At 65.4% G+C, this 15,519-nt stretch carries 13 protein-coding genes; 8 read left to right on the forward strand and 5 right to left on the reverse strand.

Features of this window, described 5'->3' with window-relative positions; all coding sequences use genetic code 11:
- Positions 1 to 2 precede the first annotated feature (2 nt).
- The 5 genes from MMB74_RS00110 (at position 3) to MMB74_RS00130 (ending at position 4,681) form a co-directional block, all read left to right on the forward strand.
- On the forward strand, positions 3 to 680 hold the full coding sequence (locus tag MMB74_RS00110) for a HutD family protein (RefSeq protein WP_277426566.1): 678 nt from the start codon (positions 3 to 5) through the stop codon (positions 678 to 680).
- Positions 681 to 718: 38 nt separating this feature from the next.
- Positions 719 to 1,984 (forward strand): imidazolonepropionase, encoded by a 1,266-nt coding sequence (hutI, locus tag MMB74_RS00115; RefSeq protein ID WP_277426567.1) that lies wholly within the window; start codon positions 719 to 721, stop codon positions 1,982 to 1,984.
- Between the two features lies 1 nt (position 1,985).
- Positions 1,986 to 3,377 carry a formimidoylglutamate deiminase gene (locus MMB74_RS00120; protein ID WP_277426568.1) on the forward strand — a complete coding sequence of 464 codons (1,392 nt, stop codon included), beginning with the start codon at positions 1,986 to 1,988 and terminating at the stop codon, positions 3,375 to 3,377.
- A 134-nt stretch (positions 3,378 to 3,511) separates the two neighbouring features.
- Entirely contained in the window at positions 3,512 to 4,315 is an 804-nt protein-coding gene (gene hutG, locus MMB74_RS00125; protein ID WP_277426569.1) for an N-formylglutamate deformylase, read from the forward strand.
- Between the two features lie 60 nt (positions 4,316 to 4,375).
- On the forward strand, positions 4,376 to 4,681 hold the full coding sequence (locus MMB74_RS00130) for a HigA family addiction module antitoxin (RefSeq protein ID WP_277426570.1): 306 nt from the start codon (positions 4,376 to 4,378) through the stop codon (positions 4,679 to 4,681).
- Positions 4,682 to 4,712: 31 nt separating this feature from the next.
- On the opposite strand, the gene MMB74_RS00135 is transcribed toward MMB74_RS00130, so the two are convergent.
- The gene (locus MMB74_RS00135; RefSeq protein ID WP_277426571.1) at positions 4,713 to 5,573 is read right to left on the reverse strand and encodes a LysR substrate-binding domain-containing protein; all 861 of its coding nucleotides are present in this window, start codon (positions 5,571 to 5,573) and stop codon (positions 4,713 to 4,715) included.
- A 121-nt stretch (positions 5,574 to 5,694) separates the two neighbouring features.
- Here MMB74_RS00135 and MMB74_RS00140 point away from each other — a divergent pair, with 121 nt between their 5' ends.
- Positions 5,695 to 6,924, forward strand: a complete 1,230-nt coding sequence (locus MMB74_RS00140; protein ID WP_277426572.1) for an aminotransferase class I/II-fold pyridoxal phosphate-dependent enzyme — start codon at positions 5,695 to 5,697, stop codon at positions 6,922 to 6,924.
- 46 nt (positions 6,925 to 6,970) lie between these two features.
- Here MMB74_RS00140 and MMB74_RS00145 read toward each other — a convergent pair whose 3' ends face one another.
- Positions 6,971 to 7,531: a hypothetical protein gene (locus MMB74_RS00145; protein WP_277426573.1), complete on the reverse strand. Its 561-nt coding sequence runs from the start codon at positions 7,529 to 7,531 to the stop codon at positions 6,971 to 6,973.
- A 74-nt stretch (positions 7,532 to 7,605) separates the two neighbouring features.
- On the opposite strand from MMB74_RS00145, the gene MMB74_RS00150 reads away from it, so the two are divergent.
- Positions 7,606 to 8,544, forward strand: a complete 939-nt coding sequence (locus MMB74_RS00150; RefSeq protein WP_277426574.1) for an AraC family transcriptional regulator — start codon at positions 7,606 to 7,608, stop codon at positions 8,542 to 8,544.
- A gap of 78 nt (positions 8,545 to 8,622) precedes the next feature.
- Positions 8,623 to 10,560, forward strand: a complete 1,938-nt coding sequence (locus tag MMB74_RS00155; protein ID WP_277426575.1) for a DUF3857 and transglutaminase domain-containing protein — start codon at positions 8,623 to 8,625, stop codon at positions 10,558 to 10,560.
- 89 nt (positions 10,561 to 10,649) lie between these two features.
- Here MMB74_RS00155 and MMB74_RS00160 read toward each other — a convergent pair whose 3' ends face one another.
- The 3 genes from MMB74_RS00160 to MMB74_RS00170 all read right to left on the reverse strand — a co-directional run bounded on the left by MMB74_RS00160 (position 10,650) and on the right by MMB74_RS00170 (position 15,456).
- Positions 10,650 to 12,548 carry an alkaline phosphatase family protein gene (locus MMB74_RS00160; RefSeq protein WP_277426576.1) on the reverse strand — a complete coding sequence of 633 codons (1,899 nt, stop codon included), beginning with the start codon at positions 12,546 to 12,548 and terminating at the stop codon, positions 10,650 to 10,652.
- Between the two features lie 471 nt (positions 12,549 to 13,019).
- Positions 13,020 to 14,192 (reverse strand): FAD-binding oxidoreductase, encoded by a 1,173-nt coding sequence (locus MMB74_RS00165; protein WP_277426577.1) that lies wholly within the window; start codon positions 14,190 to 14,192, stop codon positions 13,020 to 13,022.
- A 115-nt stretch (positions 14,193 to 14,307) separates the two neighbouring features.
- Positions 14,308 to 15,456, reverse strand: a complete 1,149-nt coding sequence (locus MMB74_RS00170) for a branched-chain amino acid ABC transporter substrate-binding protein (protein WP_277426578.1) — start codon at positions 15,454 to 15,456, stop codon at positions 14,308 to 14,310.
- Positions 15,457 to 15,519: the final 63 nt, after the last annotated feature.

Below are 15,519 nucleotides of genomic sequence, written 5' to 3' on the forward strand. Positions count from 1 at the left end.
CCATGCCGGCCCATGTTCATCCGGCGGGGCATGCGGCCTGCGGTGCGGCGGCGCGCGCGTGGCCGCGCGTCGTGCGCGGCACGTCGTTGACGGCTGCGCCTTGGAAGAATGGCGGCGGCCTCACGCGCGAAATCGCCGCTTATCCGGTCGGGGCGAGCCTCGACACGTTCGTTTGGCGAGTCAGCGTCGCCGAGGTCGAGCGCTCCGGTCCGTTCTCGCAGTTTCCGGGCGTCGACCGGACCCTCGTTTTGCTTGCGGGCGCGGGGATGCATCTTAGCCAAGCGCACGGCGCGACGCTCGGGCTTACTCAGCCGCTGGCGCTCGCGCGCTTCGATGGTGCGGCGGCGCTCGATGCGCAACTCGTCGATGGCGCGACGCGCGATTTCAACTTGATGGTTCGGCGCGACCGCGCGCATGCTTCGCTCGAGCTTTGGGAAGGCGCGCGTGCGAACCGACGCGTGCTCGATGCGGATGCGGCGCTCGTGTTTTGCGCAAGCGGCGCGCTCGACGTTCGGCTCGAACGGGGCGCGCCTGCTACTGAGCCCGGTGCACTCTCGGCGTCTCGATCGCAGTTCGAACTATCGCCGATGGATACGATCGTGCTGGATGCGGCGCACGGCGTTGCGTGCGAGGTGAAGGGCGGCGGCGTCGCGATCGTCGTGTGCGTGCGCTATGTTTGAACCGCGTGGCGTTTTCGGCCGATGTCTATGAGAAAGTCATGAGCGATCTGGTTTGGCAGCACTTGAATCTGTGTGCAAGCGGCGATCCGGACGACACGATCGTCGACGCCGCGCTGGCCGTGCGTGACGGCCGCATCGCCTGGCTTGGCGCCGCTCGGGAATTGCCGCGCGAATATTCCGCTTGGCCGCGCGAGGCCCTGGGCGGCGCTTGGGTCACGCCGAGTCTCGTCGATTGTCATACGCACCTCGTATACGGCGGCAACCGCGCCGACGAGTTCGCGCTCAGGCTTGCGGGTGCGAGCTACGAAGAGATCGCGCGGCGCGGAGGCGGCATTCTCTCGACGGTGCGCGCTACGCGCGAGGCCGATGAGGACGCGCTATTCGCTTCGGCCGCCGCGCGCTTGGAGCCGCTATTGGCGGAAGGCGTCGGCGCCATCGAAATCAAGTCTGGCTACGGGCTCGAACTGAATGCCGAGCGCAAGATGCTGCGCGTCGCGCGCGCACTCGCGCGTCGTTATCCGGTTTCGATCTACACGACGTTTCTCGGCGCCCATGCGTTGCCGCAGGAATATGCCGGGCGCGCCGACGCCTACATCGACGAAGTATGCGAGCGGATGCTGCCTGCGCTGGCCGACGAGGGACTCGTCGATGCCGTCGACGTTTTTTGCGAGCGCATCGGTTTCACGCTGGCCCAGAGCGAGCGTGTGTTCGAGGCGGCGGCGCGCCGCGGCTTGCCGGTCAAGATGCATGCCGAGCAATTGAGCCTCGCGGGCGGCGCGGCGCTCGCGGCGCGTTACCGCGCGCTGTCGGCCGATCATCTCGAGTTTCTCGACGAAGCGGGTGTCCAGGCGATGAAAGTGGCGGGCACCGTCGCCGTGCTGCTACCGGGCGCCTACTACTTCATTCGCGAAACGCAGTTGCCCCCCATCGATTTGCTGCGCCGCCACGGCGTGCCGATCGCGCTCGCGACCGACAGCAACCCGGGCACCTCGCCGGCCACCTCGTTGCTCGCGATGCTCAATCTGGGCTGCACGCTGTTTCGTTTGACGTTGCCCGAAGTGTTGCAAGGCGTCACGTGCCACGCAGCGCGCGCGCTTGGGCAAAGCGAGCGTCATGGTCGACTTGCGCCGGGGCGGCCGGCGGACTTCGTGGTTTGGCAGGTCGGCAGCTTGGCCGAACTCGCCTACTGGATCGGTCGGCCGCTCGCTGGTCGTGTGGTGCGCGCCGGCGCGACCATCTATCGCGCCCCCACGGCGCCGTGGCTGCGCACCGACGAGCGAGCGGCTTTCCCCGAAGGAGCTTGATGTGACGATCGATCGCCATGCGTTGTTTGCCGAGCATGCTTACCTGCCGGAAGGCTGGAGGCGCGATGTGCTGCTCGAGTGGGACGACGCGGGCACGCTCACGGCCGTGACTGCCGAAGCTGCGGCCCCCGAGCACGCAACCCGTGCGCGGGGCCCGGTCTTGCCGGGCATGCCGAACTTGCATTCGCACGCGTTTCAGCGCGCGATGGCGGGGCTCGCCGAGTACCGCGCGCAGGCCAGCGACAACTTTTGGAGCTGGCGCGACCTCATGTATCGGTTCGCGGCGCGAATCACGCCCGAGGGACTCGAAGCCATCGCACGCTGGGTCTACGTCGAAATGCTCAAAGCGGGCTATACGTCGGTTTGCGAGTTTCATTACGTCCATCACATGAGCGATGGCGGCAGCTATGAGAACCGGGCCGAGCTCGCGCAGCGCGCCGTCGACGCCGCCTCGCAGGCGGGCATCGGCATGACGATGCTGCCCGTGCTCTACCAATACAGCGGCTTGCCCATGCGCGAGCCGAGGCCCGATCAACGCCGCTTCCTCAATACGCCCGAGGCGTTGCTCGAGTTCTTGGCCGAGCTGCGCCGCGCGCGTCCCGAGCATGGCGCGCTTGCTTACGGCGTCGCGCCGCATTCGCTGCGCGCCGTCTCCGAAGCTTCGTTGCGCACGTTGTTGACTGGGCTCGACGCGCATTTGCCGGGCGCGCCCATTCATCTTCACATTGCCGAGCAGATGGGCGAAGTCGACGAATGCATTGCCGCGACGGGCGCGAGGCCCGTGACATGGCTGCTCGATCGCTTCGATGTCGATGCGCGCTGGTGCCTCGTCCATGCGACTCATATCGACCCGGCCGAAACGGCCGCGCTTGCGGCGAGCGGCGCCGTGGCGGGCTTATGCCTCACCACGGAGGCGAATCTCGGAGACGGCGTGTTTCCCGCGCAGGCTTACCTGGAGGCGGGCGGGCGCATCGGTGTGGGATCGGACAGCCATATCGCCGTCGATTGGCGCGCGGAGCTGCGGCTGCTCGAATACGGGCAGCGCCTGATGAGACGTCAACGCAACGTGCTCGCTTCCGAGGCGCGCCCGCAAGTGGCGCAGCGGCTCTTCGACGCCGCGCTGGCGGGCGGCGCGCAGGCGAGCGGCCGCGCCGTCGGCGCGCTCGAGCCGGGGCGTCGCGCCGACTGGCTCGTGCTCGATCCCGCGCACCCGACGCTCGATTGGCGCCGCCCGGAAAGCTGGCTTGCGGGCGTCGTATTCTGCGAGCACGGCGCTTCGCCTATCGTCGACGTCCACACGGGCGGGCGCTGCGTCGTGCGCGACGGCCGGCACGAAGACGAAGCGCGAGCGTACGCGGCGTATCGCGCGGCGGTCGCGCAGTTGCTGGCATGAACGCGGGAAGGCATGGGCTCGGCATGCGTGTGTTCGCAACGTGATCGCGAGCTTGCCAACGAGCGCGAGCGCGCATGACGGCGCGCCCAGAGCGCGCTAATCTGATAGACCTTTCGAGTTTCGATCGACGGACCATGAACGCCTCTACCGATCCAGCCATTTTCGACCTGCGGCCCGGCACATTGCCGCTGCTGATTTCGATGCCGCATGTCGGCACGCATATTCCCGCCGGGATTTTGGCGACGATGACCGAGGTCGCTCGCCACGTGGACGATTGCGATTGGCACCTCGAACGTTTGTATGCGTTTGCGGCGCGCCGCGGGGCTGCGCTGCTCGTGCCGTCGCATGCTCGCTATGTGATCGACCTGAACCGTCCGCCCGACAACGCCAATTTGTATCCGGGGCAAGACACGACGGGCTTGGCGCCCGTCGATACGTTCGACAAAGCGCCGCTCTACCATCCGGGCGGGGCGCCGACCGAGGCCGAGGTCGCACGGCGCGTTGCGCTGTATTGGCGGCCCTATCACGACGCGCTCGCGCGCACGCTCGCCGAGCTCAAAGCGCGACACGGTGCGGTGCTGCTATGGGAGGCGCATTCGATTCGCTCGCAGGTGCCGAGGTTTTTCGAAGGCCAGTTGCCGGACTTCAATTTCGGCACGGCCGATGGGGCGAGCGCCGCGGCCGGCATGGCCGAAGCATTGGCCGAGCGCGTGGGGCGCGACGGCGCCTACACTGCCGTGGCGAACGGGCGGTTCAAGGGCGGGTACATCACGCGGCAGTACGGGCGCCCCGACGAGGGCATCCATGCCGTGCAACTCGAACTGTCGCAGCGCACCTATATGCAAGAAACGCGGCCTTATGCTTACGACGAGGCGCTGGCGACGCGCGTCGAAGCGGTGCTCGACGCGGTGCTCGATGTTGCACTTGCGCAAATTTGAGGCGACAACCGGCGCTTGTCGGTTGACGGCCGGCTGCTTCCCCGGCTATGGTGTGGCCCCATGGCCGATACCGATACCAATCACCCCGGCGCGATCGTGCGCCAGCTCTGCCTCGAGCGCTTCAATTTGAGCGTGACCGAAGGCGCTTCGGTGCTGGGCGTGAGCCGCCAAGCGCTGACCAATCTCCTTAGCGGCAAGGCCGGCATCTCGCCCGAAATGGCGCTGCGTTTGGACAAGGCGTTCGGTGGCGGCGCCGAGACCTGGCTGCAAAGGCAATTGGTGCATGATTTGGCCAAGGCGCGCCAGCGGTTGGACGAACTCGACGTCGTGTCGATGGCGCAACAACGGCAGCGCTCGTTGTTCTGAAGCCCGTCGCGGCTGGCGATGTCACGGGCGGTTACGCCGCCGGAATCCTCAGTTCCGCCAGGATTTGCTCTGCAAGAAACGCGCATTCGGGCCGATTGGACCGCGCGCTGCGAGCCAGCACGATTTCGAGTGGCGGCAGCGCGGGAAGCCCTTGCGCGCGGCCGAGTTCGACGAAGCGCTCGGGCACGGCGCAGCGGGCGATCGGCGCGACCGCGAGGCCTGCCTCGACCATGGCCAACAGCCCAAGCAAGCTCGGACTCTCGTACGACGTTCTGTAGGCGATGCGCGCGCGCTTGAGCGCTCGGATCGCGTTCTCTCGGGCCACGCTGCCTGCCGCGAACACCGCGATCGGCAGCGGGCGTTCGCGCCAAAGCTCGGGCGCGCGTGGCGCGCCGGCCCAAACGGTCGGCTCGAGCCGCAGGCGTTCGCCGCGCACGCCTTTGACCCGCGTCATGCAGGCCAAGTCGAGTTCGTTCTCTCGCACGAGCGGCGCCAGCGCATGGCTCGGCAGCCCGATCACCTGCATTTCGACTTTGGGATAAGTTGCCGAGAACTTGCGCAGTACGGGCGGCAGCAGCGAGGACGCGTAGTCGTCCGGCACGCCGATCACCACACGGCCCCTGACGTCCGGGTGGACGAGCGAGGCCCAGGCCTCATCGCGCAGGGCGAGCATGCGCCGGGCGTAATCGGCGAGTAAGCGGCCTTCCTGCGTCGGCACGACGCTGCGCGTGCGCCGCTCGAAAACCGGCTTGCCCAGCGCCTGCTCGAGCGCTTTGATTTGCATGCTCACCGCGGACTGCGAGCGATGCACGAGCGCCGAGCCGCGCACGAAACTGCCTGCATCGGCGACGGCAACGACCATCGATAGCACGTCCAAGTCGAGCGTCTTCATCGAATATTCCGGTATCAGAAAAACTGAAGGATGCGATCAATATAACGCGTTTGTCTGAAGATGCGTCGGTCGGCATACTCGCCTCTATTGGACCGATCCACGCCTTTCGGGAAATGCAACGATGACGATCACCTACGACGAGTTCAAAGCGCTAGGCTTTTCCATCGACATGACACGCGGTAAGCCCGCGCCGGAGCAACTCGATCTTTCGCTGTCTCTCATCGAGGATGCGCCGCAAGCGGGTTATCTCACAGGGGACGGCATCGACTGTCGCAACTACGGCCACGTGCTCGGTTTGCCGCAGGCGCGTGAGCTGGGCGCACAATGCCTCGGCGTACCAGCGCAGCAGGTTGTCGCGGGCGGCAATTCGAGTCTCGAACTGATGCATGACACACTGGCCTTTGCGAGGCTGCATGGGCTGCCGCAGGCCGAGCCATGGCGCGGCGCGGACGAAGTGGCGGTGCTGTGCCCCGTGCCCGGTTACGACCGCCACTTTGCGATTTGCGAGGCGCTCGGGATTCGGATGATTGCCGTGCCGATGAACGAGGACGGCCCCGACATGGCGCGCGTCGAGGCGCTGGTCGCCAGCGATCCGGCCATCAAGGGGATGTGGTGCACGCCGCTCTACGGCAATCCGACGGGGGTGATCTACTCGCGCGAGACGGTGCGCCGTCTTGCGCGGATGCCGGCGGCAGCGCCCGATTTCCGCTTGCTTTGGGACGATGCCTATCGCTTTCATCATCTGACCGATCAACGCATCGAGAGCCCCGACATTCTCGCGGCTTGCGCCGAGGCGGGGCATGCCGATCGGGCTTTCGTATTCGCGTCGACGTCGAAGGTGACGTTCGCGGGTGGCGGGGTGGCGTGGCTAGCGTCGTCCGCCGCGAACATCGCTTGGTGGCGGCGGCATATGTCGGTGCGAACCATCGGGCCGGACAAGCTGAACCAGTTGCGGCACGTACGTTATTTGCGCGACCGAGCGACGCTCGAATCCTTAATGGACCGTCATCGCGCGATTTTGCAGCCCAAGTTCGAGTTGCTCGACGCGACCTTGCACGCCTGGCTCGGCGACCAGCCCGGCGTTTCGTGGACCAAGCCGGAGGGGGGCTATTTCGTGAGTCTGTACACCCCCGACGGCTACGCGAAGCGGACCGTCGAACTGGCGGCGCACGCGGGCGTCGTGCTCACGAGCGCGGGGGCGGCGTTTCCGTATGGCATCGATCCGCGTGACCGGCACGTACGCATCGCGCCGAGTTGCCCGTCGCTCGCGGAAATCGAGCGGGCGGGGCAGGCCATCGCGCTCTCGTTGCGTCGGGCGCTCGGCGAGGGCGCGCGGGGCAAAGCGGCCTGACCCCAAAGGCTGCGCCGTCACCGCAGTTGCGAGCTTGCGATCTTGCTCACATACCGGCGCGCGTCGCGAGGAATTCGCCCTCGAGCCGCCATGTCGTGCCGTCCACGTCCAGCGCTTCGCCGATCCAATGGAAGCGGTTCGGCGTCATGTCGGTGAAGCGCCAGCGGGTCGCCTGACCGTCGGGGCGCGAGCCGATCTGAACGATCTCGTCGCCGATGCGCCGGCCGATCTGCGTCTCCCGATGACCGCGCGCCGCATTGTTCCAGGTGATGCGCCATGCGCGCAGCGCCGGGTCCCATGCCCGCAGCGTCGTGCCGTACATATCGTTCTGCGGATCGCGCGCCATTCGCTTCGCGCGCCGGTCCTCGCGGGCGGGCATAATCCATACATCCTGAATCGCGCGTCCTTCGAGCGCCCAGCCGGCGTGGACTTCGCCGCTCAAGCGCTCGTCGCGCAGGTCGAATCCGCGGTAGTGGAGCACCTGCAAGGACCAACTGCCGACCAGCCAGCCGTAGACGTCGTCGGCTTGGTCGATCTCGACCGCGCGCGAGGGCGCGGCAAGAGCGGAAAGAATGGCCCGAGGCATGTCGCTGTGCGTTTCGTTCATCGTGATGTCCTAGCGTTCTCGTGAGATTGCGATGGCGTATGCATCGGCGAACGACCGAAGGCGCACGCCGTGTCATGATCGTAGGCACTGAAGCGGGGCGAATCTTGGCAAAAATTGCGGTCGATCTGGAACGTGCGCTGGCGCGACGCGCCCGCGAGGCGGCGCAGGGCGGGACCGAGCCGCGCACGATCGCGCAAGGCTCGGGCTGGAATGTCGCCGACGTGCTTTGCACCTGCGGTCCCGGCGATCCTTCGTTCGAAGAACGTCACCGCGCATTTTGTATCGCGCTCGTCGTGGCGGGCGCGTTCGAATATCGCTCGGAGACTGGGGCGGCGCTCATGACGCCCGGCGCTGCGATGCTCGGCAATGCGGGCGAATGTTTCGAATGCGGGCACCGGCATCGCGCGGGCGATCGCTGCATTGCGTTTCGTTACCAACCCGAATACTTCGAGCGCGTGTTCGCCGATGCAGGCGTTGCGCGCCGCCGGCGTGCATCGTTTTCAGCGGCGCGCATCGAGCCGTCGCGAGCATTGGCGCCGTACGTGGCGGCTGCGAGCACCGGCGTGACGGCGGCCGCAAACATGGCCTGGGACGAGGTGGCGCTGACGCTGGCCGCACGTGTGGTGCGGATCGTCGATGGCACGAACGCGCGCAACGACAAGCCGCTGCCGCCGGGCGCGCTCGCGCGCGTGGTCGAGACGCTGCGCAGGATCGACGAGACGCCCGAGGCCGAAATGGGCCTCGATCGCTTGGCGCAGCAGGCGCGATTGAGCCCCTATCACTTCCTGCGCACCTTCGAACGCGCGACCGGTGTGACCCCCCATCAATACGTGTTGCGCGCTCGCCTGCGCGCGGCCGCCCAGCGATTGGCCGATGCACCCGACAAGATTGTCGAGGTCGCGCTCGATTGCGGATTCGCCGATCTGTCGAATTTCAATCGCGCGTTTCGCGCGGAGTTCGGCATGGCGCCGAGAGGCTACCGCAAGCATTGGCAATGCGTCACTCATGAGTAGTCCTAACGAACTACATCGACCATGCAAATACGCGCCGATCATGGCCAGCGATGCATGACAACCTGCGTTCGCGCATGCATGAGCATCTGCATGGTCTGCTGCTTGGGTTTGGGCTTCGGCTTGTGCGTTGAACTGGGCGCAAGTACCGTGGTTTTCTCCGCCGAGGTTGCGCGGGCCGATGCATCGGCGTCGCTCTCGTCCGACCTCGCCCCCGTCACGATCGAGTCCGATACTCATCTGTTCACGGTGGAGCACGATGGCTCTCTCGTCGAGGACGACGACACGACGCTGCGCATCGACACGGCGGCCGGCGTCGATGCCGCTGCGCAACGTTATGTATGGTTCAACAAAGACATCGAGCGGATCCTCGCGTTATCGGCCGAGTCGATCGACCCGCAGGGCGGTGTGCATCGAGTCGGGGCGGAGGCGATCAGAGACGTTCAAGAGCCGCGCGCCGCGGGCGCACCGACGTTCGAGGACGGCGTGTTGCGTTCGGTCATCTTCCCGGGCATCGAACCGGGCTGGCGTGAGCATTTGACGTTTCGCAAGGCGCGCAAAGCGAGTCGACCGGACTTGTTTCAATATTTTGCGACACCGGCGCGCGAGCCCGTGCTCGAGCAACGGCTCATCTTCGATTTGCCGGCCGATTTGCCGCTCTACGCGGACGCGCGTGGATATGTTGCACGCACGCCTGTCACCCAAAACGGGCGCACGCGTTACGAATTCGACTATCGGCACGGGCCTTTCGCGCCGATCGAGCAGGGTGCGGTCGGCTATGAGAACGAGGGCGACCGCCTGATGGTGACGACGGTGCCTAGCTTCGCCGCATTCGCCGAGCGTTACCGAGAAGATGCCGTCGATCCGAGCGCAGGCGATCCCGCAGTGGTCGAACTTGCCCGCTCGCTGACGCGCGATGCCCCCGACGATTGGACGAAAGCGGAGCGGCTTTACGACTGGACGCGGACGAACATTCGCTACGTCGCGCTCTTTCTCGGCGAGACGGCTGCAAAGCCGCATCGCGTTGCGGACATCCTTCGCAACCGCTATGGCGACTGCAAAGACCACGTGGCGCTCTTTGGTGCGCTGCTGGCCGCCGTCGGCATTCGCAGCGAACCCGCATTGATCCATCTCGGGTCGGTGTACGCGCTTCCGTCCGTCCCCGGCTACGGCGCAGGCGCGATCAATCACGTGATCGTTTGGCTGCCTAGCCTGGGGCGCTTTGCCGATACCACGGCAGGCGGCGGCACCGCGTTCGGCTTTTTGCCCCCGAACGTGATGGACCGGCCGGCGCTACTGGTCGACGAGGGGATGCTCGCGCGCACACCGGCGACGCAGGCGAGCGCCCGCGAGGTCCGCCTCGCGCTCGAGATCGGCGAAGACGGCGATGCCCGCTACAGCTATCGGGTCGAAGACGAGGGGTTCCCGGCCGAACTCGAGCGCAACGTTTTTCGGCGGGCCACCCGCGCCGGGATGGCGCAGATCGCGCAGGAGCGGCTGCGCGAAACGGGGCTGCGCGGCATGAGTTCGATCGAGACGGGCGACACGAGCGCGACGAGCGGCCCGTTTTGGGTTGCGCTGACAGGCACGCTCGAGCACGTGCTGTGGACCGACGGCGTGACGGCGATGCCGGCGCTATCGAGCTTCGCGGGCGGCATCGCCTCGCATGTTCGAAGTTGGCTGACCCTTCCCGTGCGCACGCAGTCGTACGTTTGCATCGGCGGCACGTTCGTCGAACAGAGCACGACGACGTTGCCGCGCGACGTGACGCTCGTTTATACGCCATCGGATCTGACCATCGAGGCGCCCCCGATTCGATATCGATCGCGCTATGTGTTCGATCCCGCTTCGCGTGTCGTTCAGGTGACGCGCCGGCTGGAGGCAAACTTCGGTAAACAAGTTTGCAGCCCGAGTGAATTCGAGGCGATGCGCTCGGCGCTCGTCAGGGTCGAGCGCGACGCTTCGGCGCAGATCATCGTCAAGGCGCACCCGGATCGGGCTGCGCTTGGAGCGCCTTGAGGGAACGCGGCGCGCTATCGTCCTGCACACGCCGCGCTCGTTCGCGCACGCTAGCGGCCCAACCCAAGGACCGCTTTCTCCAGCCAGCGCTAGAACGGCCACCACCCCGCACCGCCCTGCCCGTTGCGATGCTCGCCCCCATGGCGACCGTCATCGCGACCACCATCGTCATGGTCGCGATCGTCGAAATGGAACGCAGTGAACAAATCGCCGATGGCCGGTGCGTTCACTGGCACGTACGGATTGCCGGGCAACTGCACCGGGTTGGGCAGATTGTCACGGCTGCGCGTCGTGATCGGCGCGAGCGACCAGTTGCGTTCGATGAACTTCAGGATGGAGACGTGATCGCTGTATTGATGCGAGACACGGCCGCCGCGCGAGTAGGGCGAGACGATGATGAGCGGAATGCGTGAGCCATCGCCGAAGAAATCGACCGGCTGGATATACCCCGAATCGTAGTAGCCGCCGCCTTCGTCGTTCGTGATGAAGATCGCCGTCGAGGCCCATAGTTTCGGATTGCTGCGGACCGCGTCGACGAGCTTGCGCGAGAAGGCTTCGAACAAGCCGTACTTCGACGAAGCAGGATGGCCGTCCAGCAGCCAGCCCGGCTTGACGAAGGAAACGGCGGGCAGGTAGCCGCGCGAGATGTCGGCATACAGGTCGGTGGTGTCCTGCAAGTGCGCTTTGACGAGCGCCGGTTTCGTCATGATTGCCGTCTCATAGAGGAACGGATTGCAGATGTTGCAATACGTGCTCGTCGGCGAATTGGCGACGAACGCATTCCAGCCTTCGCCGTAGTACTTCCAAGAGACGCCGCGCTCGAGCATCGAATCGGCAATCGTGCGCACCGGCGAGGGCGGGATCGTGAAACTGCTCGTATTGACGGTGCCGTCGCCGTTGTAGCCGGGGTTGTAGTTGTTTAGCAGGTAGTACGCGCCCGGCGCGCAATTGGCTTTCGGACGGTAGGGGAGCGAGTCTAGATAGCTGCGAATGGCGCCCACGCCCGGCTGCGACGTATCGGAGCAGTCGCTGTACGAGCCGCCAGAGTACCCGTCCTGCTTGTACCAATTGTTGGTGCCCGCTTGCGGACGCGGATCTTCGATTTGATTGGAAGGCGGCGTTGCCGGGTTGCCGTGGCCGTCGGTGTAATAGATCGCATCGGCCGTGCCGATCATCACGCTGTTGGCGCCCGTGCCGCCCATCACGGGCTGATGATAGTTGTCGCTGATCGTGTATTTGCGCGCGAGCTCGTTGAAGTAGGGCATATCGCCCGATTGCACGTTGTAGTAACCAAGCGCCGTCGAGCCTTCGCGCGTCGTTTGATCGTTGAAGTTGGCCGGTTGCGGCTTGCCGTTCGTGCCCGCGCCGACCGACGTCTCGACCCAGGCGACGAGATCCATCGCGCATCCGCTAGGGTTCGTCTTCGTGGCTGACTTCACGCTGCAGTCCGCCTGCTGCCAGGCTTGATAGAAGCGATGCACGGGGCTCGCAATGTACTGATCGTAGTCCGGCCCCACGCGCGAAATTTGGAAAGGCCCGTTCGGCAGCGTGAAGGTGTTCGCGCCGAAGCGCGTGTCGGGCACGCCTTTGGGCAGGCCCGTTGCGCCCGTCGTCAATTGGGCGAGGTCTTGCGGTTCGAGCACGGCGCCTTCGAACGCTTGTGCGGCGGCGAGCGTCGCGAACGGCGGCGGGTTAGTGTCGCTTGCCGCGGTCGGCGCCGAGCCCGTGTTGGGCGCGGGCAAGACGCTGTACGGCGCCTTGCCGCCGGGGTTCATTTCGAAGCGCGTCGGGTCGACCGCTTGCGCCGTGTTCTGCGCGGCCAGCGCGAAGTTGGGACCGGGGCGGCCGTCCGCGGTGATGATGCCCTTGGACAACAAGTTCGCGATGCGCTGGCCGGCGCGCGGCCGATAGGCGCCGAAGACTTGGTCGAACGTGCGGTTCTCGCCGACGATGACGATCACGTGTTTGATCGGCGTTGCGGTAGCCATAGAAGGGTCGCTGGAAGGTTGCGGCTCGCTGGCGGCCAGCGCCGGCAATAGGGCGCCGGCGGCGGCGAGCGAAAGCGCACCGAGCGTCAAGCATGAACGTCGTACTGCGGGACCACCTCTGAGATTGTCGTGTCGCTTCATTTGCATCTCCGTTGACTTGAAGCCGATTGCGCGGACTGGAAGCGTAGCGGTGTGGCGATCGGGCCTTCGAAGCCTCGTTGCATCTAAAAAGACGTGTGCGAGGGAGACGATAACGGCGGACGATGACGTATGCGGGAAGGGAATGTGACACACGCAAGACGTGCGCGTGTCGGTGGCTTTCAGAAGATAGGCGGCCCCGTGTTCGACGATGCCCTTGCGTTGCTCGAAGCCGCGGCGACGGGGCAGGGCATCGCGCTGGCGCGCCGGGGTGGCGCTCGATCGCGCGACGCGTCTCGCCGCCCGGCCGGGGCCGAGCGGAAAAAATCTGCGTTAAACGACGTTGCGCTCGATCACAGGGCGATTCTCGAGCACGCGCGCGAAACCGAGCGGCGACAGATCGAGCGAGACGAAGCGCCCGTGCAAGATCAGTTCGGCAACGCCGCGCCCGGTGGCTGGGCCTTGCTGCAACCCGTGGCCGCTGAAACCGTTCGCGAACACGCAGTTCTCGATGTCCGGGTGGTAGCCGATGATCGCGTTGTGATCGAATACGTTGTATTCGTAGTAGCCGGACCAGGCGTGCTGCACGCGCAGCGCTTCGAATTGCGGCACACGGTGGGCGAGCGTCGGCCAAATCACGTCGTCGAACAGCGCGTGATCGACCTCATCGAGCGGCAGGTCGTTGGGATCGTGCTCGGCGCTGGGCGACGTGCCGCAGATATAGGTCGAGCCCTCGGGCCGAAAGTAGACGCCGCTCGGATCGATCAGCAACGGGCAACGTTCGAGCTTGGCCGGGGAACTGACATTGAAGATGCTGCGCCTGCGCGCATAGACCGGAAGTTCGACTTCGAGCATCTGCGCAATGCGCCGCGCCCATGGACCGGCTGCGTTGACCATCAGGTCGCAGGCGAGCTCTTCGCCCGCGGACGTCAGCACGTGCGTAACGCGCCGCCCCGCGCGGCGCAGCCCGGTGGCGTCGACCGGAAGGTAGCGCGCGCCGAGCGACTGCGCTTTCTTGCGCAGCGCTTGCACGAGGCCGTAGCCGTCGAACCATCCCTCTCCCGACACGCCATAAGTGCCCGCCACGAGGTCTTCGGTGTTCAGCCACGGAAACGCCGCCTGCAGTTCGTCCTTCGGCAGGTAACGGATCTGCGCGCCGAGCGACGTTTGCAGCGCGTGATTTTCGCGCAGAATCGATTCGCCGGCGGCCGTTGCGAGAAAGAGGTAGCCGCCTTCGTGCAGGTCGATCGACGGCGCCTCGCCGCCAACGGCCAGCCGCTCTCCTATCGAGCGCAGAAACTCGATACCGTAGAGCGACATTTGCACGGAAAGGGGCGTCGAGAACTGCTGACGGATGGACGCCGCCGACAGCGCCGACGAGGCGCGCGCATAGCTCGGATCCCGCTCGAGCACGGTCACCTCGACGCTCGCATCCATGCTGCGCAGAAAATACGCCACGGCGCTGCCGATCACGCCGCCGCCCACGACTACGATCTTCGAAATCATTAGGACTCCAAAACAATTACCTGGAAAGCAAAAATGCTCAAATGCACAAAAGGCGCGACGCCAAATAGCGCCGCGCCTTCGGCCCGCGCAAAGCGTGCGGGCCCATTGCCGGAGATCAGAGGCCGCTCACCGTCTTGACCGTGGCCCACTGACCGTTCTTCACTTGATAGACGGTCGAGGAGGCGTGCTTGAGCGAGCCGTTCGCGTTGAACTCGATGTGACCCGTGATGCCGTCGAAGCTGATGCTTTGCAGCTTCGGACGATAATCGTCGGGCTTGGTCGAATTGGCCGCCTGCATCGCCTTGATGGCGGTCCATGCGGCGTCGTAGCCGAACGGCGCATACGAGAGCACTTCTACGCCGAACTTTTGCTTGAAGCGCTCGGCGAACTTCGCGCCGACCGGCGTGCTGTCGAGCGGGCGGCCGTACTCCCAAGCCATCGCGCCTTCGGACACATCGCCCGCGAGCTTGATGAAGTCGATATCCTTCACGCCGCCGCCGCCGACATATTGCGCGTTGATGCCGAGCGCGCGCATCTGCTTCATGATGCCGGCCGCTTGCGGGTTGAGCGCGCCGACGAAAATGAGGTCGGGGTTCTTGCCCTTGATGGTGGTGAGTTGTGTCTTGAAGTCGGTCGCTTGGTTCGTCGTGTACTCTCGATCGACGATATCGCCGCCGGCCGCCTTCACCGCCTTGACGAATTCATCGGCCTCGCCTTGGCCGAACGCGGTGCGATCGTCGATGACGGCGATGCGCTTGGCCTTCGTCGTCTTGACCGCATACGTGCCTGCCGTGCCGGCGTTTTGCGCGTCGCTCGAAATCACCATGAAGATGTTCTTGAAGCCGCGGCCGCTGATCGTCGGATTAGTGGCAGCCGGATCGATGTCGGGGATGCCCGCTTTCTCGTAGAGCTCGGAAGCCGGGATCGTCGTGCCCGAATTGAAGTGGCCGACCACCACCGACACGCCTTCGTCCACCAGCTTTTGCGCAACCTGTACTCCGACGCGCGGGTCCGCCTGGTCGTCTTCGGCGACGAGCTCGAACGACACGGGTTGGCCGTTGATCTTGACGCCCTGCGCCTTGGCGTCGTCGAGCGCCATCTTCACGCCGTTTTCCAAATCTTTACCGTAGCTCGCATTCGGCCCGGTGAGCGGTGCGGCAAAACCGATTTTGACTACCGTATCTGCGTGAGAGGCGAGCGGCGCGAACGCCAGAAGTGCTCCAACTGCAACTGCGATGGGGGTGAAAGTCTTCGCAAAACGCATGTTGTTTCCTTTGTCGGCAAGCATGAGTTCGATGCTGTGGCGTGCATGCGGGCTTCTCGCCAT

The organism is Trinickia sp. Y13, assembly GCF_029522115.1.
GTDB lineage: Bacteria > Pseudomonadota > Gammaproteobacteria > Burkholderiales > Burkholderiaceae > Trinickia.

What these genes read in the sequence shown, in the direction of transcription:
- MMB74_RS00110 (WP_277426566.1), top strand. Translation starts at nt 3, where the DNA reads ATGCCGGCCCATGTTCATCCGGCGGGGCATGCGGCCTGCGGTGCGGCG.
- hutI (WP_277426567.1), top strand. Translation starts at nt 719, where the DNA reads ATGAGCGATCTGGTTTGGCAGCACTTGAATCTGTGTGCAAGCGGCGAT.
- hutG (WP_277426569.1), top strand. Translation starts at nt 3,512, where the DNA reads ATGAACGCCTCTACCGATCCAGCCATTTTCGACCTGCGGCCCGGCACA.
- MMB74_RS00130 (WP_277426570.1), top strand. Translation starts at nt 4,376, where the DNA reads ATGGCCGATACCGATACCAATCACCCCGGCGCGATCGTGCGCCAGCTC.
- MMB74_RS00135 (WP_277426571.1), bottom strand. Translation starts at nt 5,573, where the DNA reads ATGAAGACGCTCGACTTGGACGTGCTATCGATGGTCGTTGCCGTCGCC.
- MMB74_RS00140 (WP_277426572.1), top strand. Translation starts at nt 5,695, where the DNA reads ATGACGATCACCTACGACGAGTTCAAAGCGCTAGGCTTTTCCATCGAC.
- MMB74_RS00145 (WP_277426573.1), bottom strand. Translation starts at nt 7,531, where the DNA reads ATGAACGAAACGCACAGCGACATGCCTCGGGCCATTCTTTCCGCTCTT.
- MMB74_RS00150 (WP_277426574.1), top strand. Translation starts at nt 7,606, where the DNA reads ATGATCGTAGGCACTGAAGCGGGGCGAATCTTGGCAAAAATTGCGGTC.
- MMB74_RS00155 (WP_277426575.1), top strand. Translation starts at nt 8,623, where the DNA reads ATGAGCATCTGCATGGTCTGCTGCTTGGGTTTGGGCTTCGGCTTGTGC.
- MMB74_RS00160 (WP_277426576.1), bottom strand. Translation starts at nt 12,548, where the DNA reads ATGGCTACCGCAACGCCGATCAAACACGTGATCGTCATCGTCGGCGAG.
- MMB74_RS00165 (WP_277426577.1), bottom strand. Translation starts at nt 14,192, where the DNA reads ATGATTTCGAAGATCGTAGTCGTGGGCGGCGGCGTGATCGGCAGCGCC.
- MMB74_RS00170 (WP_277426578.1), bottom strand. Translation starts at nt 15,456, where the DNA reads ATGCGTTTTGCGAAGACTTTCACCCCCATCGCAGTTGCAGTTGGAGCA.